General features: G+C 68.9%; 23 protein-coding genes. 20 read left to right on the top strand and 3 right to left on the bottom strand.

Annotated features, from left to right (window positions below; translation table 11 throughout):
• The first annotated feature begins 2 nt into the window (after positions 1 to 2).
• From cobN to cobJ, 5 genes are read left to right on the top strand one after another with little or no spacing between them, the layout of a single operon-like run.
• The gene (gene cobN, locus RH91_RS13275; RefSeq protein ID WP_010163315.1) at positions 3 to 3,263 is read left to right on the top strand and encodes a cobaltochelatase subunit CobN; all 3,261 of its coding nucleotides are present in this window, start codon (positions 3 to 5) and stop codon (positions 3,261 to 3,263) included.
• Entirely contained in the window at positions 3,260 to 4,360 is a 1,101-nt protein-coding gene (locus RH91_RS13270; RefSeq protein ID WP_037478779.1) for a cobalamin biosynthesis protein CobG, read from the top strand. The genes cobN and RH91_RS13270 overlap by 4 nt, the downstream gene beginning before the upstream one ends.
• The gene (locus RH91_RS13265) at positions 4,360 to 4,989 is read left to right on the top strand and encodes a precorrin-8X methylmutase (protein ID WP_010163312.1); all 630 of its coding nucleotides are present in this window, start codon (positions 4,360 to 4,362) and stop codon (positions 4,987 to 4,989) included. The genes RH91_RS13270 and RH91_RS13265 overlap by 1 nt, the downstream gene beginning before the upstream one ends.
• Positions 4,986 to 5,723 carry a precorrin-2 C(20)-methyltransferase gene (gene cobI, locus RH91_RS13260; RefSeq protein ID WP_010163311.1) on the top strand — a complete coding sequence of 246 codons (738 nt, stop codon included), beginning with the start codon at positions 4,986 to 4,988 and terminating at the stop codon, positions 5,721 to 5,723. The genes RH91_RS13265 and cobI overlap by 4 nt, the downstream gene beginning before the upstream one ends.
• On the top strand, positions 5,720 to 6,469 hold the full coding sequence (gene cobJ, locus RH91_RS13255) for a precorrin-3B C(17)-methyltransferase (protein ID WP_010163310.1): 750 nt from the start codon (positions 5,720 to 5,722) through the stop codon (positions 6,467 to 6,469). The genes cobI and cobJ overlap by 4 nt, the downstream gene beginning before the upstream one ends.
• Here the strand turns inward: cobJ and RH91_RS13250 are convergent.
• Complete coding sequence (locus RH91_RS13250; RefSeq protein ID WP_010163309.1) at positions 6,445 to 7,194, bottom strand: cobalt-precorrin-6A reductase; 750 nt, start codon at positions 7,192 to 7,194, stop codon at positions 6,445 to 6,447. The two genes, cobJ and RH91_RS13250, sit on opposite strands and share 25 nt — an antisense overlap.
• Between RH91_RS13250 and RH91_RS13245 the strand changes: the two genes are divergently transcribed.
• The 15 genes from RH91_RS13245 to RH91_RS13175 all read left to right on the top strand — a co-directional run bounded on the left by RH91_RS13245 (position 7,193) and on the right by RH91_RS13175 (position 22,565).
• Positions 7,193 to 8,401, top strand: coding sequence for a bifunctional cobalt-precorrin-7 (C(5))-methyltransferase/cobalt-precorrin-6B (C(15))-methyltransferase (locus tag RH91_RS13245; protein WP_010163308.1), 1,209 nt, complete (start codon positions 7,193 to 7,195; stop codon positions 8,399 to 8,401). The genes RH91_RS13250 and RH91_RS13245 overlap by 2 nt on opposite strands.
• Positions 8,398 to 8,763 (top strand): cobalamin biosynthesis protein, encoded by a 366-nt coding sequence (locus RH91_RS13240; protein WP_010163307.1) that lies wholly within the window; start codon positions 8,398 to 8,400, stop codon positions 8,761 to 8,763. Before RH91_RS13245 ends, RH91_RS13240 begins: the two co-directional genes overlap by 4 nt.
• Positions 8,760 to 9,545: a precorrin-4 C(11)-methyltransferase gene (cobM, locus tag RH91_RS13235; RefSeq protein ID WP_010163305.1), complete on the top strand. Its 786-nt coding sequence runs from the start codon at positions 8,760 to 8,762 to the stop codon at positions 9,543 to 9,545. The genes RH91_RS13240 and cobM overlap by 4 nt, the downstream gene beginning before the upstream one ends.
• Positions 9,542 to 10,849 carry a cobyrinate a,c-diamide synthase gene (locus RH91_RS13230; RefSeq protein ID WP_029623847.1) on the top strand — a complete coding sequence of 436 codons (1,308 nt, stop codon included), beginning with the start codon at positions 9,542 to 9,544 and terminating at the stop codon, positions 10,847 to 10,849. The genes cobM and RH91_RS13230 overlap by 4 nt, the downstream gene beginning before the upstream one ends.
• A complete protein-coding gene (cobA, locus tag RH91_RS13225) occupies positions 10,846 to 11,562 on the top strand; it encodes a uroporphyrinogen-III C-methyltransferase (protein WP_010163301.1) in 717 nt (238 codons plus the stop codon). The genes RH91_RS13230 and cobA overlap by 4 nt, the downstream gene beginning before the upstream one ends.
• Positions 11,559 to 12,320, top strand: coding sequence for a precorrin-6A synthase (deacetylating) (gene cobF, locus RH91_RS13220; protein ID WP_010163300.1), 762 nt, complete (start codon positions 11,559 to 11,561; stop codon positions 12,318 to 12,320). The genes cobA and cobF overlap by 4 nt, the downstream gene beginning before the upstream one ends.
• Positions 12,317 to 12,958 (top strand): 5,6-dimethylbenzimidazole synthase, encoded by a 642-nt coding sequence (gene bluB / locus RH91_RS13215; protein WP_010163299.1) that lies wholly within the window; start codon positions 12,317 to 12,319, stop codon positions 12,956 to 12,958. The genes cobF and bluB overlap by 4 nt, the downstream gene beginning before the upstream one ends.
• 34 nt (positions 12,959 to 12,992) lie before the next feature.
• Positions 12,993 to 13,403, top strand: a complete 411-nt coding sequence (locus RH91_RS13210) for a DUF1636 domain-containing protein (protein ID WP_010163298.1) — start codon at positions 12,993 to 12,995, stop codon at positions 13,401 to 13,403.
• A 4-nt stretch (positions 13,404 to 13,407) separates the two neighbouring features.
• Positions 13,408 to 14,475, top strand: coding sequence for a HoxN/HupN/NixA family nickel/cobalt transporter (locus RH91_RS13205; RefSeq protein ID WP_010163297.1), 1,068 nt, complete (start codon positions 13,408 to 13,410; stop codon positions 14,473 to 14,475).
• A gap of 235 nt (positions 14,476 to 14,710) precedes the next feature.
• The gene (locus RH91_RS13200) at positions 14,711 to 15,235 is read left to right on the top strand and encodes an RNA polymerase sigma factor (protein ID WP_232283499.1); all 525 of its coding nucleotides are present in this window, start codon (positions 14,711 to 14,713) and stop codon (positions 15,233 to 15,235) included.
• Positions 15,232 to 16,197, top strand: a complete 966-nt coding sequence (locus RH91_RS13195; RefSeq protein ID WP_010163295.1) for a FecR family protein — start codon at positions 15,232 to 15,234, stop codon at positions 16,195 to 16,197. Before RH91_RS13200 ends, RH91_RS13195 begins: the two co-directional genes overlap by 4 nt.
• Before the next feature lie 167 nt (positions 16,198 to 16,364).
• Complete coding sequence (locus tag RH91_RS13190) at positions 16,365 to 19,502, top strand: TonB-dependent receptor (protein WP_010163293.1); 3,138 nt, start codon at positions 16,365 to 16,367, stop codon at positions 19,500 to 19,502.
• Positions 19,503 to 19,569: 67 nt separating this feature from the next.
• On the top strand, positions 19,570 to 21,135 hold the full coding sequence (locus tag RH91_RS13185; RefSeq protein WP_010163291.1) for an FAD-dependent oxidoreductase: 1,566 nt from the start codon (positions 19,570 to 19,572) through the stop codon (positions 21,133 to 21,135).
• 39 nt (positions 21,136 to 21,174) lie between these two features.
• The gene (locus tag RH91_RS13180) at positions 21,175 to 21,915 is read left to right on the top strand and encodes a SapC family protein (protein ID WP_010163290.1); all 741 of its coding nucleotides are present in this window, start codon (positions 21,175 to 21,177) and stop codon (positions 21,913 to 21,915) included.
• Positions 21,912 to 22,565 (top strand): DUF6445 family protein, encoded by a 654-nt coding sequence (locus RH91_RS13175; protein WP_010163288.1) that lies wholly within the window; start codon positions 21,912 to 21,914, stop codon positions 22,563 to 22,565. Before RH91_RS13180 ends, RH91_RS13175 begins: the two co-directional genes overlap by 4 nt.
• 13 nt (positions 22,566 to 22,578) lie before the next feature.
• On the opposite strand, the gene mmsB is transcribed toward RH91_RS13175, so the two are convergent.
• Both mmsB and RH91_RS13165 read right to left on the bottom strand, forming a co-directional pair.
• A complete protein-coding gene (mmsB, locus tag RH91_RS13170) occupies positions 22,579 to 23,457 on the bottom strand; it encodes a 3-hydroxyisobutyrate dehydrogenase (protein WP_010163286.1) in 879 nt (292 codons plus the stop codon).
• A gap of 31 nt (positions 23,458 to 23,488) precedes the next feature.
• A complete protein-coding gene (locus tag RH91_RS13165; protein WP_010163283.1) occupies positions 23,489 to 24,262 on the bottom strand; it encodes an enoyl-CoA hydratase in 774 nt (257 codons plus the stop codon).
• Positions 24,263 to 24,357 lie beyond the last annotated feature (95 nt).

The following is a 24,357-nucleotide window of genomic DNA, read 5'->3' as shown; positions in this document are numbered from 1 at the left end:
CCATGCACGTCGTCTTCCGCGAAACGCACGGGCTGGAGGAGAGCGCCACGCCGCGCGATCTGGGGCAGGATGCCGCGGATCTCGTCGTACTGTCCTTTTCCGACAGCGACCTCGGCGCGTTCGCGGCGGGATGGCGCGCGGGCGGGCCGGGGATGCCAAGCCTGCGGCTCGCCAATCTCGCCGAGTTGACGCACCCGCTTTCGGTCGACACCTATGTCGAGCGGACGCTGGGAGCCGCAAAGGGAATCCTGATTCGGCTGATCGGCGGGATCGCCTATTGGCCCTACGGCGTGCAGCAGGTCGAAGCGCTCGCCCGACGAGACGGGATCGCGCTGGCGATCATCCCCGCGGATGGCCGCATGGATCCGCGCCTCGATGCCGCATCGACGGTGCCGGTCTCGACGCTGCGACGGCTGACGGAACTGTGCGACATTGGCGGCGCGACGGCGGCGCGCGCGGCGATCGCGCAATTCGCACTGGCAGCCGGGTTGTACGTCAAGCCCGTCCCGGCAGCGCGCGCGATCGCCTCGGTTGGCGGCTGGCAACCGGAGCCCGGTGTGACCTGCCCGGCGGCGTTCGCGCTGACGGCGATCCGACCGCGAGTTCTGCTGGTCTTCTACCGATCCTATCTCATGGCCGCCGATCTCGACCCGATTACGGCGCTGAACGCGGCGTTCGTGGAACGCGGCTACGAGGTCCTCGCGCTGTTCGCGCCGTCGCTCAAGGATCGTTCGGCGGGCCAGTGGCTGGCGCGCTGGGTGTCCGCGCTCGCGCCGGTCGCGATCGTCAACGCAACCGCTTTCTCCGCGCGCGATGCCGCCGGCACAACCCCGCTCGACGCCGCCGGAGTCCCGGTCTTCCAGGTCGCGCTGGCAACGTCCGACCGTGCCGCCTGGGCCGATGCGGCACGCGGTCTATCGCCCGCCGATCTCGCGATGCACGTCGTGCTGCCCGAGGTCGATGGCCGTCTGTTCGCCGGCGTGGCGAGCTTCAAGGACGCTGCCGCGCGCGACGCCGACCTGCAATTCGCCCGCCGCGAACACCGCGCCGAGCCAGAGCGAATCGCGGCGATCGCGGACCGGGTCCACGGCTGGATCGCGCTGGGAGCGAAGCCCGTTGCGGAGCGGCGGCTCGCGATCGTGCTGTCGACCTATCCGGGCAAGACCTACCAGATGGCGCACGCGGTCGGGCTCGATGCGCTCGCGTCGGTCACGGCGATGCTGGGCGACCTGGCGGATGCGGGCTATGCGACGGCATTGCGGAACATCGAGGATCTGCCGGTTGCACTGGCACAGCAGACCATCGGCTGGCCCCTGTCTGCCTATCGTGCGGCGCTCGCGACATTGCCCGCCGCGCTGCAGGCTGATGTGACCGCAGCCTGGGGCGCGCCCGAGGACGACCCAGCGGTTCTCGACGGCGCCTTCCATTTCGCCGCCGTCGCCGCCGGGGACAGTCTCGTCACGCTCCAGCCCGAACGCGGCAGCGCCGCGGTGCGCGCAGACGAGTATCACGATCTCTCGCGATGCCCGCGGCACGGCTATATCGCCTTCTACCTCTGGCTGCGCACGCAGGGGACCGACGCGCTGGTCCATGTCGGCGCGCACGGCACGCTCGAATGGCTGCCGGGCAAGGCGGTTGCGCTGTCGGATGCGTGCTGGCCCGAAGCGCTGACCGGCGCGATGCCCGTCGTCTATCCGTTCATCGTCAACGACCCCGGCGAGGCGGCGCAAGCCAAGCGGCGGATCGGCGCTGTCACGATCGGCCATGTCCCGCCGCCGCTGGTCCGCGCAGACGGTGGCACCGGGCTCGGACGGCTCGAGGCGCTGCTCGACGAATTCTCCAATGCCGACGGGCTCGATCCGGCACGCCGCGATCGGCTGCAGCGCGATATCAGCGACGAAGCGCTCGCACTCGGGCTCGGCGACGTACTCGCGCTCGACCAAGCGCTATCGCACGCGGAGGCGATCACGCGGATCGATGCCTTCGTCTGCGACGTCAAGGACAGCCAATATGGCGATGGGCTCCACGTCTTCGGGCGTGGCGAGCAAGGACCTGCCGAACGTGACGGCCTGCTCGCGGCGCTCGCCGGAAGACGGGTCGCACCCGGGCCATCGGGCTCGCCGTGGCGCGGGCGAAACGATGTGCTGCCGACCGGGCGCAACCTCTACACCACCGATCCGCGCGCGGTGCCGTCGCGGTCGGCGCATGCGCAGGGGGTACGGCTCGCCGACGAACTGATCCGCCGCCATCTGCAGGATCATGGCGACTATCCGCGTGGGCTGGTGGTCGACCTGTGGGGCTCCGCGACGATGCGCACCGCGGGCGAGGAATTCGCGATGGCGCTCCACCTGCTCGGTGCGGAGCCGGTGTGGGACCATCAGTCCGACCGCGTCACCGGGGTCGAGATCCTGCCGCTGATGCGGTTCGACCGGCCGCGGATCGACGTGACGCTGCGCGTCTCGGGGCTGTTCCGCGATGCCTTCCCGACGCTTTGCGCGATGTTCGGCCAGGCGGTGCGCGCGATGGCGGCGCGGGACGAGCCGGCGGATCGCAACCCGTTCGTCGGGTCCACCCCCGGCGCGCGCGTGTTCGGGCCGCGTGCAGGCAGCTATGGCATCGGGCTCGGCGACAGCGCCGACACCTACACGCCCGAAGCGCGACAGGCGGCAGGCGCGGCGTGGCTCGCCGCTTCCGCGCACGCCCTCGACGATGGCGAGGCGCGCGCCGACCCGGCGGGGATCGCGGCGCGCGTCGCCGCCGCGGACGTCTTCGTCCACGTTCAGGACCTGCCCGAGACCGACCTGTTGCTTGCCGCCGACTATGCCGCGCACGAGGCTGCCTTTGCCGCCGCGCAGGCGATCACCGGCGGAAGCGCCGCTCTCTATCACCTCGATGCGACCGACCCGGCCCGTCCGCGTGCGCGCCCGCTCGGGGAGGAGATCGCGCGCGTCGTCCGCGCGCGTGCGGCGCATCCGGGCTGGGTTGCGGGGATGATGCGGCACGGGTTTCGCGGTGCCGCCGAACTCGCCGCCACGCTCGATCATCTTGGCGCGTTCGCGCATCTGGCGGACGTCGTGACGCCGGAGTCGATCGATCTCTATTACGACGCGACGCTCGCGCGCGACGACGTCCGCGCGTTCATGGCGGACACCAATCCGCAGGCGCTGGCGGCGCTGGAGGCGCGGTTCTTCGCGCTCTACGCGGCGGGGCTGTGGCCGACGCGGCGCAATTCCATTCTCGCACATCTGGGCGCAACCGCATGAGCGTGGTGCGCGGCTGGTGCCCGACGGCACATCGCCCGATGGCGGCAGGCGACGGCCTGCTGGTCCGCGTGCGCCCGCGGCTCGCGGACCTCACCCGCACGCAGGCGATCGGCTTGGCCGAGGCGGCGGCAGCGCATGGCAACGGCGCGATCGACGTCACCAACCGCGCCAATCTGCAGATCCGCGGAGTCCGCGACGACCGCTGGGCGGCGTTGATCGCCACCCTGTGCGCGCTCGATCTGGTCGACACCGATCCGACGCTCGAGGCGCGGCGGGCCGTGCTGGTGGCGCCCGACTGGAACGCGGGTGACGACACGCACCGCATCGCGAGCGAACTCGCCACGCGACTGGCGGAACTGCCCGAACTGCCCGGCAAATTCGGGTTCGCCATCGATGCGGCCGCTTCCCCGCTGCTTCGCGACGCCCCCGCCGACATTCGCATCGAACGCGGCTCGACTGGCTGCCTGATTCTGCGCGCGGAGGGACGAACGCAGGGCGTAGCGCTGACCGCTGGCACCGAGGTCGATGCGATCGTGGCGCTGGCGCACTGGTTCGTCGCGAGCGGCGGCAGCGCCGCCGGCCGAATGGCGCGCCACGCCGCCGCCCTGCCCGCCTGGGCGCATCGCGACATTCTGCCCTCGCCGCCGGGTGTTGCACTGGCGACCGGGCAGCACCCGCTTGGCGCGGTGGTAGGCCTTCCGTTCGGACGGATCGACGCTTCGGACCTCGCTCGGCTGGTGGCGAACGGTGGCGAGATCCGCGTCACGCCCTGGCGGCGGCTGATCGTCCTGGGCGGGGTCGCCGCCGAGCAGCCCGAACCCGCGCTCCTGCATACCGACGCCTGTGTCGGTGCCCCGGCCTGTCCGCAGGCAAGCGTAGCGACCCGCGCGCTCGCACGCCGTCTCGCTCCGCATGTCGCGGGCCAGCTTCACGTCTCGGGCTGCGCCAAGGGCTGCGCGCGCGCGCAGCCCGCCGATGTCGTGCTGACGGGGCGCGAGGGTCGCTTCGATCTCGCCTTCGCCGCCCGCGCCGGCGACCCCCCCGCCGTATCCGGGCTCGACGCCGCCCAGATCCTCGCCCGCTTCGGAGTCGCCTGATGCCCCATGTCTATCAAACCGACGGCGCTGCCATCTATCGCCAGTCCTTCGCCACGATCCGCGCCGAGGCCGACCTGACGCGCTTCACGCCGGAGGAGGAGCCGGTCGCGGTCCGCATGATCCACGCCGCCGGTCTCGTCGATCTTGCCGCGCACATCCGTTTTTCGCCCGACTTCGCCGTGGTCGCGCGGCGTGCGCTCGCGGCGGGCGCGCCGATCCTGTGCGATGCGCGGATGGTGACCGAGGGGATCACGCGCGGCCGCCTTCCTGCCGACAATCCTGTCCTCTGTACGCTGCATGCCGCGGGAACGCCCGACCTCGCGCGCACGATGGGCAACACGCGGTCCGCCGCCGCGCTCGAACTGTGGCGGCCGCATCTGGAGGGCGCACTGGTCGCGATCGGCAATGCCCCGACCGCGCTGTTCCACCTGCTCAACATGCTCGAGGACCCCGCCTGCCCGCGCCCGGCCGCGATCATCGGGTGCCCGGTCGGGTTCGTCGGCGCGGTCGAATCCAAGGCCGCCTTGTGGGCGGAACAGCCCGTTCCGTGCGTCGTGGTCGAGGGGCGGATGGGCGGCAGCGCGATCACCGTCGCCGCGATCAACGCGCTCGCGAGCCGCACCGAATGACGGCGCTTCCCCCCCAGGGCACGATCCACGGCGTCGGCCTCGGCCCCGGCGCCCAAGACCTGATGAGCGTCCGCTCCGACCGGCTGGTGCGCGGCGCGCGCCACATCGCCTTCTTCCGCAAGGCGGGCAAGCCGGGGCAGGCGCGGCGGATCGTCGACGGCATGCTGCGCGCCGACGCGATCGAGTTCGCGATGGAATATCCCGTCACGACCGAAATCCCGGTCGCCGACCCGCGCTACAACGACCGTCTCTGCGGTTTTTACGCCGATTGTACCGATCACCTCGCCGCACTCTCGGCGACGGGCGAGGATGTGGTCGTGCTGTGCGAGGGCGACCCGTTCTTCTACGGCTCGTTCATGCATCTCCACAGCCGCCTGGCGGGGATCGTGCCGGTGCGGGTCATCCCCGGCATCACCGGCATGTCGGGCGCGTGGACCGCGAGCGGCACGCCGATCACGTGGGGCGAGGATGTGCTGACCGTTCTCACCGCGACGATGACCGAAGACGAGCTCACCCGCCGAATTCGCGACACGGATGCGCTGGTGGTGATGAAGATCGGCCGCCACCTCGCCAAGCTGCGCCGCGCGGTCGCCGCCGCGGGCCGCGACGATGCGGCGTGGCTGGTCGAATATGCCGCCATGCCCGACCAGCGCGTCACCCGGCTGTGCGACGCCGACAGCATCGCACCTTATTTCTCGATCCTGCTGATCCACGGCCAGGGGCGGCGGCCATGAGCGGCTGGCTCGCGATCGCAGGGCTCGGGCCGGGCAATGCGGCGCTGGTGACGCCCGACGTCACCGCAGCGCTTGCAGAGGCGACCGACGTGATCGGCTACATCCCCTATGTCGCGCGCGTCACCCCGCGCGCCGGGCTGACGCTCCACGCCAGCGACAATCGCGTAGAGCTCGATCGCGCGCGGCATGCGCTCGATCTTGCGATGGCGGGGCACCGCGTCGTGGTGGTGTCGTCGGGCGATCCCGGCGTGTTCGCGATGGCGGCGGCGGTGTTCGAGGCGGTCGAGCATGGCCCGCCAGCGTGGCGCGAGCTCGACATCCGCGTGCTTCCGGGCATCACCGCGATGCTCGCGGCGGCCGCGCGCGCGGGCGCACCGCTCGGTCATGATTTCTGCGCGATCAACCTGTCGGACAACCTCAAACCGCAAGCGCTGATCGACCGCCGGGTCCGCCTCGCCGCCGAGGCGGACTTTGCGATCGCCTTCTACAACCCTCGCTCCCGGAGCAGGCCCGACGGGTTCGGGCGCGCATTGGAGATCCTGCGCGACGTCTGTGCGGATGCGCGCCTCGTGCTGTTCGCGCGCGCTGTCTCGACCCCCGAGGAAACGCTGCACGTCGTTCCCCTGCCCGAGGCCCGCCCGGAAATGGCGGATATGCGGACCGTCGTCATCGTCGGGTCGAGCACGACGCGGACGATCGTGCGCAGCGGCGCGCCGATCCTCTACACCCCGAGGTCGGCGGCATGATCGATCCAGTTCAGCACCTCGGTGACCGCATGCACCTCCGCGCGCAACGGCAAGCTGGGGCGGTCGATCATCACCACTGGGATTCCCAACTGCCGCGCCGCGATCAGCTTGGCCTGCGCACCCGTCCCCCCGGCATTCTTGCAGACGATCCCATCGATCGCATGGTCGCGCATCAGCGCGACGTCGCCCATGACATCGAACGGCCCCCGATCGATCACGAGATAATGGTCCGGGAGTTCGGGTGGAGCCTCAGGCACGTCGACGAAGCGCAGCAGATAGCGATGCTGCGGGTGCGCCGCGAACGCCGCGACGTGCATCCGTCCGAGCGCGAGCATCACGCTGCGGCGCGCGCCCGCGAGCGTGGCGACCGCCGCCTCGATGTCGGCGACATGCCGCCAGTCGTCGTTGGGCTCCGCGGTCCATGCTGGTCGGGTCAAGGCGATCAGGGGGATGCCAGTGTCCGCTGCCGCTTCCACCGCGTTTCCGCTCATCTGCGCAGCAAACGGATGCGTCGCGTCGACCAGATGCGTAATGCCTGCTGCGCGGAGATAGGCGGCCAGCCCCGCCGCGCCACCGAACCCGCCGACCCGCGTCGGCACCGGCTGCGCCTTCGGACTCGCCACGCGGCCGGCATAGCTCAGCACGGCATCGTCACCGCGCAGCGCGAGTGCCTCCGCCAACGCGCTCGCCTCGGTCGTGCCGCCAAGAATCAGGATGTTCGGCATGGCGAATGAACTCGGCAAGGCATGGCTGACGATCGTCGGGATCGGCGAGGATGGACCAGCCGGCCTGTCCCCCGCAAGCCATGATGCCCTCGCGCGCGCCGAACGGGTGACCGGCGCCGCACGCCACCTGGCGCTGCTGCCAGATCTGGCGTGCGAAACCACCGTGTGGCCTGTGCCGTTCGAGGACGGGATCGCGCCGCTGCTCGCGCAGCGCGGGCGGCGCGTCGTGCTGCTGGTATCGGGTGATCCGTTCTGGTTCGGGGCGGGATCGGTCGTCACGCGCCAGCTCGAGGCGAGCGAATGGGTCGCGCATCCGGTGCCCTCGACCTTCAGCCTCGCAGCGGCGCGGCTGGGGTGGCCGATCGACTCGACGCAGTGCCTCGGCCTGCATGCCGCGCCGCTCGCGCGACTGCGCCCAATTTTAGCACCGAACGTCCGGGTGATCGTGCTGGTGCGCGATGGCGCGGGGGTCGGGGCATTGGCGGGATATTTGCGCGACCACGGTTTCGGGGACAGCCGGTTGTGGGTGCTCGAAGCGCTCGGCGGTCCGCGCGAGCGCATCCGCGAAACCACCGCCTCGACGATCGACTTCACCGATATCGTGCATCCCGTCGCGGTCGGCATTGCCGTGGACGGCGACGGTGCGGTTCTGGCCACAGCATCCGGGCGCCCCGACAACTGGTTCGAGCATGACGGGCAGATCACCAAGCGCCCGGTCCGCGCGCTCACGCTGTCCGCGCTCGCGCCCGCCCCATTCGAGACCTTGTGGGACATCGGCACAGGCTCGGGTTCGATCGCGATCGAATGGCTGCTCGCCCATCCCACGACCCAGGCGCTGGCGTTCGAAGCCGACCCGACCCGTGCCGAACGCGCCCGCGCCAATGCGGACGCCCTCGGGGTCGACCGGCTCCGTGTCGTCGGAACGCGTGCGCCCGACGGGCTGGCCGATCATCCCCAGCCGGACGCCGTCTTTATCGGTGGCGGGCTTTCCGAGGCGCTGCTCGACTGGCTCTGGACGCACCTCGTGCCCGGCACGCGGATCGTCGCCAATGCGGTGACGCTCGAATCCGAAGCGCTGCTGGCGGCATGGCAACATGCGAAGGGCGGCGATCTGCTGCGGATCGAGCTGTCCGACGCCGCGCCGATCGGCACGCGCCGCGGCTGGCGCGCGCACTATCCGATCGTCCAGTGGAGCGTATCGCGATGATCGTCGCTGGCTTCGGATATCGCAGCGGTACCGCGCTTCCCTCGTGCGAAGCCGCGCTGGCGCTGGCGCAAGTCGGGCACCCCCCGGTCACCGCGCTGGCCGCGCCGGACGACAAGACCGATCTGCTTGCACCGCTCGCCGAACGGCTTGGTCTCGCGCTGTTCGCCATCCCGGCGGAGGCCCTGACCGACGTCCCGACGCGGACTTGCTCAAAGCCAAGCCTCGAGGCGCGCGGCACCGGCAGCGTTGCCGAAGCCGCCGCACTCGCAGCGATCGGTGAAGGCGCGCGCCTGATCACGCCCCGTCACATCTCCCCCGATCGCAGGGCGACCTGCGCGATCGCCCAAGGACCTTCGACATGACCGTTCACTTCATTGGCGCCGGCCCCGGTGCTCCCGATCTGCTCACGCTGCGCGGCCGCGACCTGATCGCCGCCTCTCCGGTGTGCCTGTACGCCGGGTCGCTCGTTCCCGCCGCGTTGCTCGACCATTGCCCGCCGGGCGCGCGGATCGTGAACACCGCGCCGCTCTCGCTCGATCAGATCATCGACGAGATCGCGACGGCGCACGCAGCGGGCCACGATATCGCGCGGCTGCATTCGGGTGATTTGTCGATCTGGTCGGCGCTGGGCGAGCAACTCCGGCGGCTCCGCGCGCGCGACATCCCCTTCACCATAACGCCGGGTGTCCCCGCCTTCGCCGCCGCCGCCTCGACGCTCGGGGCCGAACTCACGCTTCCCGGCCTTTCGCAGTCGGTCGTCCTGACCCGCACTTCGGGCCGTGCCAGCGCGATGCCGAGCGCGGAGACGCTTCCCGCCTTCGCCGCGACCGGCGCGACGCTTGCGATTCATCTCTCGATCCACGCGCTCGACCGCGTTGTCGCCGAACTGACCCCGGCGTACGGCGCGGACTGCCCGGTGGCGATCGTCTGGCGGGCAAGCTGGCCCGAAGAGCGGATCGTCCGCGCGACGCTCGCGACGATCGTCGCGGCAGCCGCGAATGGCCCGGATCGGACCGCGCTGATCCTCGTCGGCCCCGTTCTCGCGGCCAAGGATTTCGGCGAGAGCAGCCTGTACGCCGCCGGCTACGACCGCCGTTTCCGGCCGCAGAGCGCCACTTCCCCCTTTGCGGAGACCGGCGAATGACCCCGGGTATAATGATCGCCGCTCCCGCCTCGGGAACCGGCAAGACCACCGTGATGCTAGGCCTGCTCCGCGCGTTCCGCGACGAAGGCCTGCGCGTCCAGCCGTTCAAGAGCGGCCCCGATTATATCGACCCCGCCTTCCACCGCGCGGCGAGCGGACGGCCTTCGTTCAACCTCGATAGCTGGGCGATGGCGGAGCCGATGCTCCACGGCCTCGCCGCGGAAGCGCACGATGCCGATCTCGTACTCGCGGAGGGGTCGATGGGCCTGTTCGACGGCGTCGCCAAGCCGGGCGCGACCGGCAACGGCGCAAGCGCGGACGTTGCGCGGCGGATGGGCTGGCCGGTGGTGCTGGTGATCGACGTGTCGGGTCAGGCACAATCCGCCGCCGCCACCGCGCTCGGCTTCGCGCGCTACGACCCCGCGGTGCAGGTCGCCGGCGTGATCCTCAACCGCGTCGCGAGCCCGCGGCATGAACGGCTCGCGCGCAGCGGGATGGCGGCAGTGGGGATCCGCGTATTCGGCGCGCTGCCCCGGCGTGGCGACCTCAAGCTGCCCGAGCGTCATCTCGGTCTGGTCCAGGCCTCCGAGCATCCCGATCTCGACGCGCGGATCGCCGATTATGCGGCTTTCCTGCGCGAGCACGTTGATCTCGCGGCGATCCGCGACGCCGCGGCGGTCGCAGCCTCCCCCGCCGTGCCCGCGCACCGCTTCACCCCGCCCGCGCAACGGATCGCGCTGGCGCAGGATGCAGCCTTCTCCTTCGCTTACCCGCACATGCTCGCGGGGTGGCGCAGCGCGGGCGCGGAGATCCTGCCGTTCTCGCCGCTTGCGGACGAAGCCCCCGACGCAGGTGCCGATCTCGTCTGGTTGCCCGGCGGCTATCCCGAGCTCCATGCCGGACGCCTCGCCGCCGCCACGCGCTTCCGCGCCGCGCTCGCCGACCATGCCAGCACCCGCCCGGTGCACGGCGAGTGCGGCGGCTACATGGCGCTCGGCGACGGACTGATCGACGCCGACGGCACGCGCCACCGGATGGCGGGGCTGCTCGGGCTCGTGACAAGCTATGCGCAGCGCCGGATGCATCTCGGGTATCGCCACGCCACGTTGCTTGCGCCGATCGCGGGTTCGGCGGCAGGGACGACGCAGCGCGGCCACGAATTCCATTATTCGACGATCCTCGAACAACCCGACGCGCCGCTCGCGCACGTCGTCGACGCCCAGGGCGACCCGGTGGCCGAGACCGGATCGTATCGCGGTCAGGTCTCGGGCACCTTCTTCCACCTGATCGCCCCCGGGCAATGAGCGGCTTCGTCTCCTTCGTCGGCTCCGGGCCGGGCGATCCCGAATTGCTGACGCTCAAAGCGGTCGCGCGGTTGCAGGCGGCGGACGTCGTGCTGTTCGACGATTTGTCCTCGGGGCCGATCCTCCGGCATGTCCGCAAGGGCGCCGAGCTGGTCGCGGTCGGCAAGCGCGCGGGCCGCCCCTCGCCGTCGCAGGCGCATGTCTCGCAATTGCTGGTCGATCACGCGCTGACCGGCGTGCGCGTGGTGCGCCTGAAATCGGGCGACCCGGCGATCTTCGGGCGGCTGGAAGAAGAGATCGCGGCGCTCCGCACGGCCGGCATCGCGTTCGAGATCGTCCCCGGCGTCACCTCCGCCAGCGCCGCGGCCGCCGCCGCCGCGATCCCGCTCACGCGCCGCCTGAGCGCCCGGCGAGTCCAGTTCGTCACCGGGCACGACGTCACCGGCGGCCTGCCCGACGGTCTCAACCTGGCGGCGCTCGCTGATCCCGCCGCGACGACCGTGGTGTTCATGCCCAAGCGGACCTTCGCGACGCTGGTCGGGATGCTTGTGGCGCATGGCCTGTCGCCGGACACGCCCGCGTTGCTTGCCGAGAATGTCAGCTATCCCGACCAGCGGCTGACGCGCTCCACCATCGCCGACCTGGCGCGCGACCTCGCGCCGCGGAACGACGCGCCGGCGCTGATCCTCTACGGGCCGCTGCTCGCGCCATGATCGACCTGCACCTCATCGGCATCGGCACCGGCAACCCCGATCATCTGACGCGCGCGGCGGAAACCGCGATGAACGCCGCCGACCTGATCCTGCTCCCGCGCAAGCGCGACGCCGCGTCGGACCTGATCGGTCTGCGGCGGACGATCTGCGCCGCGGTGTTGCGGGGCGGGACCCGCGTCATCGAATTCGATCTGCCCGAACGTGCAGAAAGCGACGCCTATCTCGCCGCCGTCGGCGATTGGCACGACGCGATTGCCGCTGCGTGGACGACGCAGATCGCGACGCATCTGCCGGACGGCGGTCGGCTGGCGTTGCTCGTCTGGGGCGATCCGTCGCTCTATGACAGCAGCCTGCGGATCGCCGATCGCTTGCGGGACGACGGCCTGTCGATCCGCGTCCATGTCGTGCCCGGCATCACCAGCCTCCAGGCGCTGACCGCCGCGCATTCTATTCCCCTCAACACGCTCGCCGCGCCCGTTCTGGTAACGACCGGACGACGCCTTCGCGCCGATGGCTGGCCCCCGGCGGCGGACACCCTTGCGGTGATGCTGGACGGCGGCTGTGGGTTCACGACGCTCGATCCGCACGGCGTGACGATCTGGTGGGGTGCGTATCTCGGAATGCCGCATCAGGCGCTGGTGACCGGTCCGCTGGCGGAAGTGTCCGCGGAAATCATCGCGGAGCGGGCAAGCCTTCGCTTGGCGCATGGCTGGATCATGGACACCTACCTCCTCCGCCGGTCGGAGACGACGGCATGACCGCACCGGACTTCGACTCGGCATTTGGGGATCAGCTCGAGGCGCTGCTCCGCTGGCGGCGCGATGTCCGGCACTTCGGCCCGCGCGCAGTGTCCGAGGACGCCATGCACGCCTTGCTCGACAGCGCCGCGCTTGCGCCGTCGGTCGGCAATGCGCAGCCGTGGCGCTTCGTCCGGGTTCGTTCGGCGCAGCTTCGCACCCGGCTTGCCGATCACGTCGATGCCGCGTCCCGGGACGCGGCCTGGGCAATCCCGGATGCCACGCTGCGCACGCGCTATCGGGCGCTCAAGCTCCACGGCATCCGCGAAGCCCCCGAACTGCTCGCGGTGTTCTGCGACGAGGTGCCGGACGCGGGCCACGGTCTCGGCCGCGCGACGATGCCCGAGATGCTCCGCTACTCGACCGTCATGGCGATCCATACGCTGTGGCTCGCGGCGCGCGCGCGCGACATCGGGCTTGGCTGGGTCTCGATCCTCGACCCCGTCGTGGTGACCGAATTGCTCGACGTGCCCCCCGGCTGGACGCTGATCGCGTTGCTGTGCCTGGGCTACCCGGCCGAACCGTCCGACACCCCCGAACTCGAACGGCACGGTTGGCAAGCCTGCGAACCGATCGCGGACCGGATCCTCGAGCGATGACATCCCGCCCCTCCCCCATATCGGACCAGAAACCATGCTGACCCCCGTCGCGAACGGCCTTGCCGTCATCGCGTGCAACACCTGCCGCCTGTCCGCGCAAGACCGCGAGGATGCCGGCGGCACGCTCGGCGGCGCGCTGCTCGTCGCCGCGCTGCAGGCTGCGAAGGACGCCGATCCGCGCTACGCCGACGTCGCGATCCAGCAGATGCCGTGCCTCTTCTCCTGCACCGAACATTGCTCGATCCACCTGCGTGCGCCGGGCAAGGTCGGCTATCTGCTCGGCCGCTTCACGCCCGATGCCGAGGCCGCGCGCGCGATCCTCGATTACGCGGTCCATTATGCCGACAGCGACCATGGCCGCGTGCCCTTCAAGCAATGGCCGCAGGGCATCAAGGGCCATTTCATCGCGCGCACACCACCGGAGGGTTACCTTGTCGAAAGCTGATCCGATGCCCGCCCCCGCCCTGCCCGCTCCCGCCCTGCCCGCTCCCGCCCTGACAACGCTGCGCAAGCGGATCAGCCTGCTCTACGTGCTCTTGATCGGCGCGAATGTCGGGGCGTGGATATGGGCGCTGGCGCTGTTCCACGCACAGCCGCTGATGCTCGGCACCGCGCTGCTCGCGTGGGGGCTCGGGCTGCGCCACGCGGTCGACGCGGACCACATCGCCGCGATCGACAACGTCACGCGCAAGCTGATGCAGGACGGGCAGCGGCCGATGACGGTCGGCTTCTGGTTCGCGATCGGGCACAGCACGATCATCCTGCTCGCCTCGGTCGCGATCGCCTTCACCGCCTCGGCCTTGTCCGACTTCGCGGCGCTGAAGGCGACCGGCGGCGTGGTCGCGACGATCGTGTCCGCGGCGTTCCTGTTCACGATCGCGGCGATGAACCTCGTGATCCTGCGCTCGGTGTGGCACACCTTCCAGCGGGTCCGCGCAGGCGGTGCCTATGTCGACGAAGATCTCGACATGCTGCTCGGCGGACGTGGCCTGCTGTCGCGCCTGTTCCGCCCGTTGTTTCGCCTCGTCTCGCGCAGCTGGCACATGGCGCCGCTCGGCTTTCTCTTCGGGCTCGGGTTCGACACCGCCACCGAAGTCGCGATCCTCGGCCTCTCCGCCGCACAGGCGGCGCATGCATTCGTGATCGGCCCGGTGCTCGTCCTGCCCGCGCTGTTCGCCGCGGGAATGGCGCTCGTCGATACGACCGACGGCATCCTGATGTTGGGCGCGTATGAATGGGCGTTCGTGAAGCCGATCCGGAAACTCTATTACAACATCACCATCACCGCCGTGTCCGCGTTCGTGGCGATCGTCATCGGCGGGATCGAGACGATGGCGCTGATCGCCGACAAGCTCGACCTGCACGGTACGCCGTGGTCCGCGGCGCGCGATCTGGGGGGGCAGTTCAATCTGCTCGGGTTCGGCATCATCGGGGTGTTCGTGCTGTGCTGGGTCCTCAGCTGGGCGGTGTACCGCTGGAACCGCTTCGACGAGATCGAGGTCGTCCTGGGGTCTTAGGCGTTCGCCGGGTGCCGGTTCGGGAGCGACGCCGCGGCTGCCCGACTCCCGCCACCGGTTGATGCACGTTCTTTGCTTTGCAGAGGGGGGATTTCGGCGCATCGTGTCTCTAGGGGAGCAGAGAGGCGCAAATGCGCCCGAATGTCTCCACGAAGGGGAGGATGCTACGGAACCGTGGCCGGAAGGGGAACTTGCGCGTCGGCGTCACTTGGCCGTTTGGGTGGCGCGCGAAATCATGCCGCATGAAGAGCGGGTTCGCGCTTGGTTCAAGCGGGCGCGCCTATCGCCGGAGGATATCGACGACGTGATCCAGGAAGCGTATTGCCGCATTTCGATGCTCAAGGCGGTCGACCATATCGACAGCCCGTCCGCCTATTTCTTTTCGATCGCGCGTAACCTCCTGCTGCGGCGGCTGAAGCGCCAGCGGATCGTGTCGTTCGAGGCGATTGCCGAGATCGAGGCGTATCGCGACGACGCGACCCCCTCGCCCGAGGAGCAGACCGGGAGCCACCTCGCGTATGAGCGGATGATGACGCTGATTGCGGCGCTTCCCGAGCGCTGCCGTCGGATCGTCGAACTGCGCAAGATCGAAGGCTGGTCGCATCGCGAGATCGCGGATCACCTCGGCATGACCGAAAAAGCGGTGGAGAAACAGATCTGGGTCGGCGTCCGCGCCGTGCGCGAGGCATGGAACACCGCCGAACGCCGCGCCGGTTTGCGGCTTGATCCCGTCGAAACCGGTGTCCGGGGCCAGCGATGATCGACAAGTCCGGAAGCGTGGCGGACGAGGCCGCCTGGTGGGTCGCGAAGATGGATTCGGGGCGCTGGGACGCGGCCGACGAGATCGCGCTGTCGCAATGGCTCGCGCAGGATGCGATTCGCCACGGGCTGTTGCTCCGCACGCAGGCGGCGTGGGTGGCGACCGATCTTGCCTTGCGCCCGCCGACAACGGCCGCCTCCATCCCGGATGTCGTCCCGGAAGCACGCCCTATCTGGCACCGTCGCAATCTCCTCGCCGGACTTGCCGCCGTCATCGTCGCCGGCGTGATCGGAACGACGCGGATCTTCGTGCCCGAGACGCGCTACGTCACCAACCTCGGGGAAATCCGCCGTGTCCCGCTCGCCGACGGGTCGATCATGACGATCAATTCCGGAAGCGCGCTGACCGTCCGGATCGACGCCCGCTCGCGCCAGATCGCGCTCGCGCAGGGCGAGGCGTGGTTCGAGGTCGCGCATGATCCCACACGGCCGTTCGTCGTGACCGCCGCGGGGGTCACCGCGCGTGCGCTCGGCACCGCATTCTCCGTCCGCCTTCGCCCGGCCGGGGTCGAGATCCTCGTCACCGACGGCACGGTCGAGACCCGGCATGAGAACACCGTCAGCCCGAGTGCGGCAACCCGGCTGACCGCGGGGCAGCGCGCGTTCGTCGATGCGCGTGCCGCGGTCCGGTTCGAGGCGGACCGCGCCTCGGCGGTCGATCGTGCGCTGGCATGGCGCGGCGGGATGATCGACCTCGAGGGCGATACGCTCGCCTCCGCTGCCGAAGAGTTCAACCGCTATAACACGCGGAAGATCGTCGTTTCGGATCAGCAACTTGCTGGCGAGAAGCTCGACGGGGTGTTTCGCATCAACGACCCGGATGGGTTTGCGCGGGCAGTAAAGGTAAGCCTCGACGCAACCGTTTCGGACACCGACCCGACCATCATTCGGATCACGCGCTGAGGAATCCCGGAAATCACAGCAAGACGCCAAAATAGTTTGGAAGGTTTGTCGCCAGCCGCGTCTCTAGGGGGAATACAGACGCAAACGATCTGTTGAAAACAGGCTCAGGGGGGGGATAAACGATGGTCGGAACTTCGATCCGTCATGCACTCTATACATCGTCGGCAATGATCTGTCTGGCGGCAACGCCGGCCTTTGCACAGGCGAAACAATTTGCGGTTGACGCACAACCTGCCGAAACCGCGATCGGACTGCTCGGCCGCCAGGGCGACGTTCAGATCATCGCCGCGCGCCGCGTCACGCAGGACAAACGCACCCGCCCGGTTCATGGCGATATGACCGTTTCGGACGCGCTGACCCGACTGCTGGAAGGGACCGGTCTGGTCGCGCGGCTGATCGGCCCGCACACCTACGCCGTCGTCCCGCAAGCCCCCGCAGCGACGCGGCCCGGCACCGTCCCAGCCGCGATGGTGACGGTGCGCGCGCCGCAGGACGACCGCGCCGCCGCGCCGGTCGCCGCCACGCCGCAGGAGGCGGCACCGACGGATGCCCCCGCGCCGCAGGCGGATGGCGGGTCCGACATCGTCGTGGTCGGGTTGCGCGCCAGCCTGAGCAACGCGCGCGGGATCAAGCGGAACGCGTCGGGGATCGTCGACGCGATCTCGACCCAGGATATCGGCAAGCTGCCCGACACCAACCTCGCCGAATCGTTGCAGCGCATCACCGGCGTCTCGATCGATCGTTCGGGCGGCGAAGGCGCGTTCATCACGGTGCGTGGGTTCGGGCCTGAATTCAACACGGTGCTGATCAACGGCCGCCAGCTTGCGACTCCGACCGACCCGAGCCAGGCATCGGGCCGCGCCTTCTCGTTCGACACGCTCGCGTCCGAACTCGTCGCGGGGGTGGAGGTCTACAAATCCTCGACCGCGCGCTACCAGTCCGGCGGGGTCGGTTCGACGGTCAACATCAAGACCGCACGGCCGTTCGACTACAAGGGCTTCAAGCTGTTCGCCGCGGCGGATGGCAATTACGACGCGAATGCCAAGAAGGGCGCGCCCGACGCGTCCTTCCTGCTCAGCAACACCTTCGCCGACGGCCGTTTCGGAGTCCTGTTGAGCGGGAGCTACCAGCATCGCTTCACCAAGCTCAACGAAGCGCAGACCGACGGGTGGCTGGTCAATCCCGGCGTTCCGGCAGCCCAGGTGAATGGCGGGCGCGGGACGGTCAGCGCGTCCAACCCGCAGGGCAACCTGTTCATCCCGCAGAATTTCGACAGCCGCGTCACGCGCGAGGACCGCGAGCGGATCGGCGGCACGCTGGTGCTGCAATATCGCCCGAGCGACGATTTGACCGTGACCGCGGACGGACTCTACACGCGCTTCACCAACACCACCGACGCGCGCTCCTACGGGCACTGGTTCACCGCCTCGAACCTGACCGGGGTCACGACCGACGCCAACGGTACCGCCACCGACCTCACCCAGACCAGCGGGATCGCAAGCGACTTCCACGACAAGAAGTTCGACAAGCGCACCAACACTTACGCCGCCGGGCTCAACGTCGAATATAAGATCACGCCGCAGCTTTCGGTCAGCGTCGACGGGACCTGGTCGGTCGCGAAGGAGGAGCCCAATGGCGGGCGGCAGGCATATCTTGCACTGCTCGGCTATCTCACCGGATCGGAACGCTATCGGTCCGACGGATCGATCCTGCCCTATGCGGTCGAGACGTTCCCCAGCTTCGCTTCCGCGTCCAGCCCGTGCGGTTCGGCGGTCACCAATTCGGGCACGCCCTCGAGCGGCAACATCGTCGGGGCGGGGCAGCCCTTGTGCCAGCACGTCATGCTGCTGCGCGGCTTTGGCATCAAGGACGAGGTCGGACAGGTCCGCACCGACTTCAGTTACAAGAGCGACGACGCCGAAGGTCTCGTCAAGGCGAGCTGGGGCGGCTATTTCTCGCACGATCGCAAGGATACCTCGCTCTATTCGAACGACGGCGGGACCGGTTGCACGACCTGCGGGTACAACATCGCGGCGCCATCGGGGGTACCGATCTCGGTGTTCAACGCCGGCAGCGGGTTCCTGTCCGGGGTCAGCGGGTCGAACCGCCTGCCGACGCAGTGGCAGACCTTCGATGGCGATGCCCTGTTCGCCGCGATCACCCAGCAACAGCGCGCGACCAACCCAAACTTCACCTTCGCGCCGCCGCTGGTCAACGACACGGTGGTGACCGAACGCGTCCTCGGCGGCTATCTCGAGACCGAGTTCCGCGGCGCGCTGGCGGATCGGCCCTTCTCGCTCGTCGCGGGCGTCCGGGTCGAAAACACTGCAACCAACGTCAACGGCCTGGCGACCGCTTATACCGCGCTGGTGACGCTCGCCAACGACCAGACGCAATATGGCTCCGCCTCATCGGGCACGACACGCACGGTCGGCCATGCCAGCTATACCGACATCCTGCCCAACCTCGCGTTCCGCTGGGACCTGACCGACAAACTCACCGCGCGCTTCGCCACCTCGCAGACGATCACGCGGCCGACGCTCGAGCAACTGTCCCCGGTGACGACGCTGGTGACGCTCCGCCCGGGCAATTTCGCCGCGAGCCGGGGGAATGCCGATCTGAAGCCGTTCAAGTCGAACAATCTCGACCTGTCGCTGGAATATTACTTCGGCCAGTCGAACTACATCTCGCTCGGCGGGTATTTCAAGAACGTCAACGACTTCATCGTGCTCAACCAGACCAGCGGCCCGGTTTCCAATGCGACCGGCGGTCCCCTGCTCGACCCGGTGACGAACCTGCCCGCACAGTTCACGATCACCGCGCCCGTCAACGGGCAGAGCGCGACGGTCACGGGCCTCGAGGCGGCGTGGCAGCAAAACCTGTGGGAAACCGGCTTCGGGTTCCAGATCAACGGGACGCTGGTCCATTCCAACCGCAAGCTCAACCCGCAGGACCTGACGAACAAGTTCGCGCTGACGGGCTTGTCCAATTCGGCCAACGCCGTGCTGTTCTACGACAAGCACGGGATCGAGGCGCGTGTCGCGTATAACTGGCGCGACCATTTCCTCCAGTATCTGGCACCCCCGCCGCTCAACGGCGCAGGCCAGGCAGTCACTCAGGTCCGTGCCTATTCGCAGGTCGATGCGAGCCTGATCTATCGCATCAACAAGCATGTCTCGGTCTTTTTCGAAGCGGTCAATCTGACCAATTCGAAGGCGCTGAAATATGCCTATTACACCAGTCAGTTCCTCTATGCCGAGGACACCGGGCGGCGCTTCAAGAGCGGCGTGCGCGTCAACTTCTGATGCGGCCATCGTACGAAGACCGGACCGGGCTTTCTTCGAGCCCGGTCCCATGCCATCCTCTTGGGCGATGGTCGATATGAACACACCCGTATCATCGGTATGCATCGTCGGCGGGGGATCGGCGGGGTGGCTGACCGCCGCGCTGATCGCCGCACGACACAGCACCCCGGACGGCGGCGGGCTGAGCGTCACGTTGGTCGAGAGCCGCCGGATCGGGATCGTCGGGGTTGGCGAAGGGACCTGGCCGACGATGCGCAACACACTGCGCAAAGTCGGCGTTTCGGAGACGGATTTCCTCCGCTTCTGCAATGCGTCGTTCAAGCAGGGGGCGAAATTCGCGGGATGGCGGACGCAATCGCCGGACGATTTCTACTACCACCCGCTCGTCCTGCCCGAAGGCTTCCCGTCGCTCGACCTCGCCCCTTATTGGAACGCGCAGATGCGGGACGATCCCGCGACGGCCTCCTTCTCGGATGCGGTCTGTTTCCAGGAGGCGCTGTGCGAGCGCGACCTGGCGCCCAAGCTGATCACCTCGCCCGAATATGGCGGGGTCGCCAATTATGCCTATCACCTCGATGCGGTCCGTTTCGCCGACTTCATGGCGGAGCATTGCGTGACGAAGCTCGGCGTCCGGCACGTCATCGACGAGGTGATTGCGGTCGAGCAGGCGGACGATGGCGACATCGCCGCTGTCGTCACCCGCGAACACGGCGCGATCACGGCAGACCTGTTCGTCGATTGCAGTGGCTTCTCGTCCTTGCTGCTGGGCGAGACGCTGGGCGTGCCGTTCCGCGATTGCAACGACGTGCTGTTCATCGATCGCGCGCTCGCGGTGCAGGTGCCGTATGACGATGCGGGCGCGCCGATCGTCTCGCATACCGTCTCGACCGGGCAGAAGCACGGCTGGATCTGGGATATCGGCCTGCAGAACCGGCGCGGGGTCGGCTATGTCTATTCGAGCCGCCACGCCAACGGCAGTTCGGTCGAAGCCGAGCTCGCCGCCTATGTCGGCCCGGCATTCGACCACCTGTCGCCGCGCGAGATCACGATCCGGTCGGGGCATCGCGAGACTTTCTGGAAGCGCAATTGCGTCGCGGTCGGGCTGGCGGCGGGGTTCCTCGAACCGCTCGAGGCATCGGCGCTCGTGCTGATCGAACTGTCGGCGGATTATATCGCGGCGTCGATGCCCGCGACGCGCAGCGCGATGGAGATCGTCGCGCGGCGGTTCAACACGATGACGCTGTATCGCTGGGAACGGATCATCGAGTTCCTCAAGCTGCATTACATGTTGAGCGAACGCGACGACACCGCCTTCTGGCGCGACAATCGCGACCCCGCGACGATCCCGCAAGCGTTGCAGGACCAGCTCGAACTGTGGCGTCACGCGCCCCCCGGCGAGCAGGACTTCGCCAGCGCGCACGAAATGTTTCCGGCGGCGAGCTACCAATATGTGCTGTACGGCATGGGGTTCCGGACCGATCCACGCTTCGCCGCAACCGCGCTCCGCGACCCGGACGCGGCGCTCGACGCGTTCGATCGCAACGCTGCGCTCAAGCGTCGGCTGGCGGCGACGCTGCCGACCAATCGCGCTCTGCTCGATACGCTCGCGCAACACCGGTTCCAGCCGGTCTGACATGCGCGCGCCAAGCTTCGTTCCAAGGGAAGACCTGCCGTGAACCTGGTACAATTGTCGCGCGAACAGCATGCCGGCCTGCGGATCGACCCGGCCAAGGCCGCGGCGACTGCGGCCAACGTGCATCTCGTCCGGATCGTCCGCAGCGAAATCCGCAAGGCCGCTGCGCAATATCCGCTGTTCTTCATCAAGGACGGCGAAACCGGGGCGTTTCACCTCGCCGCGCTGATGGGGCTCGAACCGCACGAGAATTTGTTCTGGGACGGCGACACCCTCGATGCGGGCTACGTCCCGCTCAATTTGCTGCGCCAGCCCTTCTACATCGGCGGCGAGGATGCGCTGGCGGGGGTGATCTGCGTCGACCTCGACAGCCCCGCGCTCGACCCGGCGGGAGCCCGCGCGATCGTCGAGGCGGATGGCAGCGACAGCCCGTATATCGCGCAAGTCCAGGCGATGCTGGGCGACCTCGCACGCGGCCAGGCCCCGACGCAAGCGCTGGTCGACCTAGCGGTGTCGCTCAAGCTGGTGATCGAAATCTCGCTCGACATCACCTTCGACAACGGCGCGCGCTGTACGCCGACCGGGCTGTACGGGATCGATCAGCGCGCGCTTGCGCGGCATCTTGCGACGCTGCCCGATTTCGAGACGGCGCTCGATCTCGCGGCGCTGCTGCTGTCGCTCGAACAGGTCGCCGGGCTGGTGCGCCGCAAGAACCGGCGGATCGCGGACGAGGCGGCGTGGTTCGAACCCGGGACGCGCGCGCTGGAACGCGCCGGATGATCCTCCACCCCGTCCGGGCGATGGGGCAGGAGGCAGTCCCACTCCATGTGATCGATGATGCGCATCCGCAGCCAGAAGCGCTGCAGGAAGCCGCCGCCGCGCAACGGTTCGCGCGCGCGGCGGGCGACTATTACCCCGGGCTTCGCGCGCCCGCCCCGGTCGGCTATGCTGGCTGGCTTGCCGAAGCGGCGCGGGCAATCGGTGCGGCGAAAACGTCCACCGTCCTGCGCACCACCTTCGCGATCGCGACCGACGCACCGGCTGCGCTGGCACCGATCCAGCGGATCCCGCATTTCGACACGGTCGACCCGACACTCCTCGCCGCGGTCCATTATCTGTGCGCGCCGCCGCATGGCGGGACCAGCTTCTACCGGCATCGCGGCACCGGATACGAACGAATCGACCCGAGCCGGGCGGCGGCGTGGCGACAGGGATTGACGCGCGACCGGCAACGCCACGGTTTGCCTGAGCCGCAGTATCCCGGCGACCACACCGCCGGCTTCGAGCGCATCGGGCAGGCGGACCTGCGCTTCAATCGCCTGATCTTCTATCCCGCGAACTGCCTGCACGCGGGCGACCTCGCCGCGGCCGCGCTTGGCGCAGACGCGGCGCACGGTCGCCTCACGTTGACCTCGCTGTTGCAGGCGTAAGGCCCCGCAGCGTTCAGCCGCGGAGCATCTTGATGATCGCGGAGAAGTCGAGCCCGCCCTGCCCCTCGTCGGCAAAACGCTGGTACAGTTCCGCCGCCTTGGTTCCCATCGGGGTATTCGCGTCCGCCCCACTCGCCGCCTCCGCCGCGAGCTTCAGGTCCTTGAGCATCAGCGCGATCGCGAAACCGCCCTGATAGTCATGATCGGCGGGGGTATCCGGCCCAACCCCGGGGACCGGGCAATACCGCGTCATCGACCAGCTCTGACCCGACGATACGCTCGAGATGTCGTAGAACGTCTGCGCATCGAGCCCGAGCTTCTCCGCGAGCAGGAACGCCTCGCAGGTCGCGACCATCGTCGCGCCGAGCAGCATGTTGTTGGCGATCTTGGCGGCCTGCCCCGTTCCGTTGGCGCCCGCGTGGATCACCGCCTGCCCCATCGCATCGAGGACCGTCTTGGCGTTGGCAAAGCCCGCGTCGGTGCCGCCGACCATGAAGGTCAGCGTGCCCGCATTCGCCGCGCCGATCCCGCCGGATACCGGGGCATCGACCGCGGTGATGCCGTTGGCGAGCGCGAGCGCGGCGACGTGCTTCGCGGTTGCCACGTCGATCGTCGAGCAATCAATCAGGAGCGTCGTCGGCAGGATGGTCGCGGCGAACAGCTCGGCATAGACCGCCTCGACGTGGCGTCCGGCGGGGAGCATCGTCACGATCGCCTCGGCCCCGTCGGCGGCTTCGGTCGCGGACCCGACCGGCAGGCAGCCCGCCGTCTTCGCGCGATCGAGCGCGTCTGCCGACAGATCGAACGCGCGGACGTCATGCCCCGCCTTCGCGAGGTTCGCGGCCATCCCGCCGCCCATGTTGCCAAGCCCGATGAATGCGATACGTGCCATTATTGTCTCTCCCAAGTCTTCTCGCCGCGCGTTATTTCCCGGTCCACACCCCGGCGCGCTTCTCGACGAACGCGGTCATGCCTTCGCTCTGGTCCTCGGTGCCGAACAAAGCGTGGAACAGGCGGCGCTCGAACTGGACGCCCATGCTGAGGCTGGTCTCGAACGCGGCATTGACCATTTCCTTGTTCGCCAGCACCGCGAGCGGCGCCATTCCGGCGATGGTCGCGGCGACCTTGACCGCTTCCTCGACCAGCTCGGCGGCGGGGATCACGCGCGACGCGAGCCCGGCGCGTTCCGCCTCGGCTGCGTCCATCATCCGGCCGGTAAGGCACATCTCCATCGCCTTGGCCTTGCCGACGGCGCGCGTGAGGCGCTGCGACCCGCCCATGCCGGGCGAGACCGCGAGCTTGATCTCGGGCTGGCCGAACTTCGCGCTGTCGGCGGCGAGGATGAAGTCGCACATCATCGCCAGCTCGCACCCGCCGCCGAGCGCATAGCCGGCGACCGCCGCGATGATCGGCTTGCGGGTGCGGGTGAAGCGATCCCAGCCGGCGAAGAAGTCATGCGCGTACATGTCGGCGAAGCCCTGCGCCTGCATCTCCTTGATATCCGCGCCCGCCGCGAATGCCTTCTCGCTGCCGGTGATGACCGCGCAGCCCTGCGACGGATCCGCATCGAACGCCGCCATTGCGGCGAGCAGGTCGGCGAGGATCTGGCTGTTGAGCGCATTGAGCGCCTTGGGCCGGTTGAGCGTGATCAGCGTGACGCGGTCGCGCTGTTCGACGAGGATCGTTTCGTAGCTCATGAAAGGCTTCCTTCTTGCGTCACCCCGGCCTTGTGCCGGGGTCCACCGTGCCGCGAACCGCTGGCCCGGTGGAAAGGTGGACCCCGGCACAGGGC

Origin of the sequence: Sphingomonas sp. PAMC 26617, assembly GCF_000242835.1 — a bacterium.
Classification (GTDB): domain Bacteria; phylum Pseudomonadota; class Alphaproteobacteria; order Sphingomonadales; family Sphingomonadaceae; genus Sphingomonas.
The sequence above is the reverse complement of the archived record's forward strand: the minus strand, read 5'-3'. Positions and strand labels throughout refer to the sequence as shown.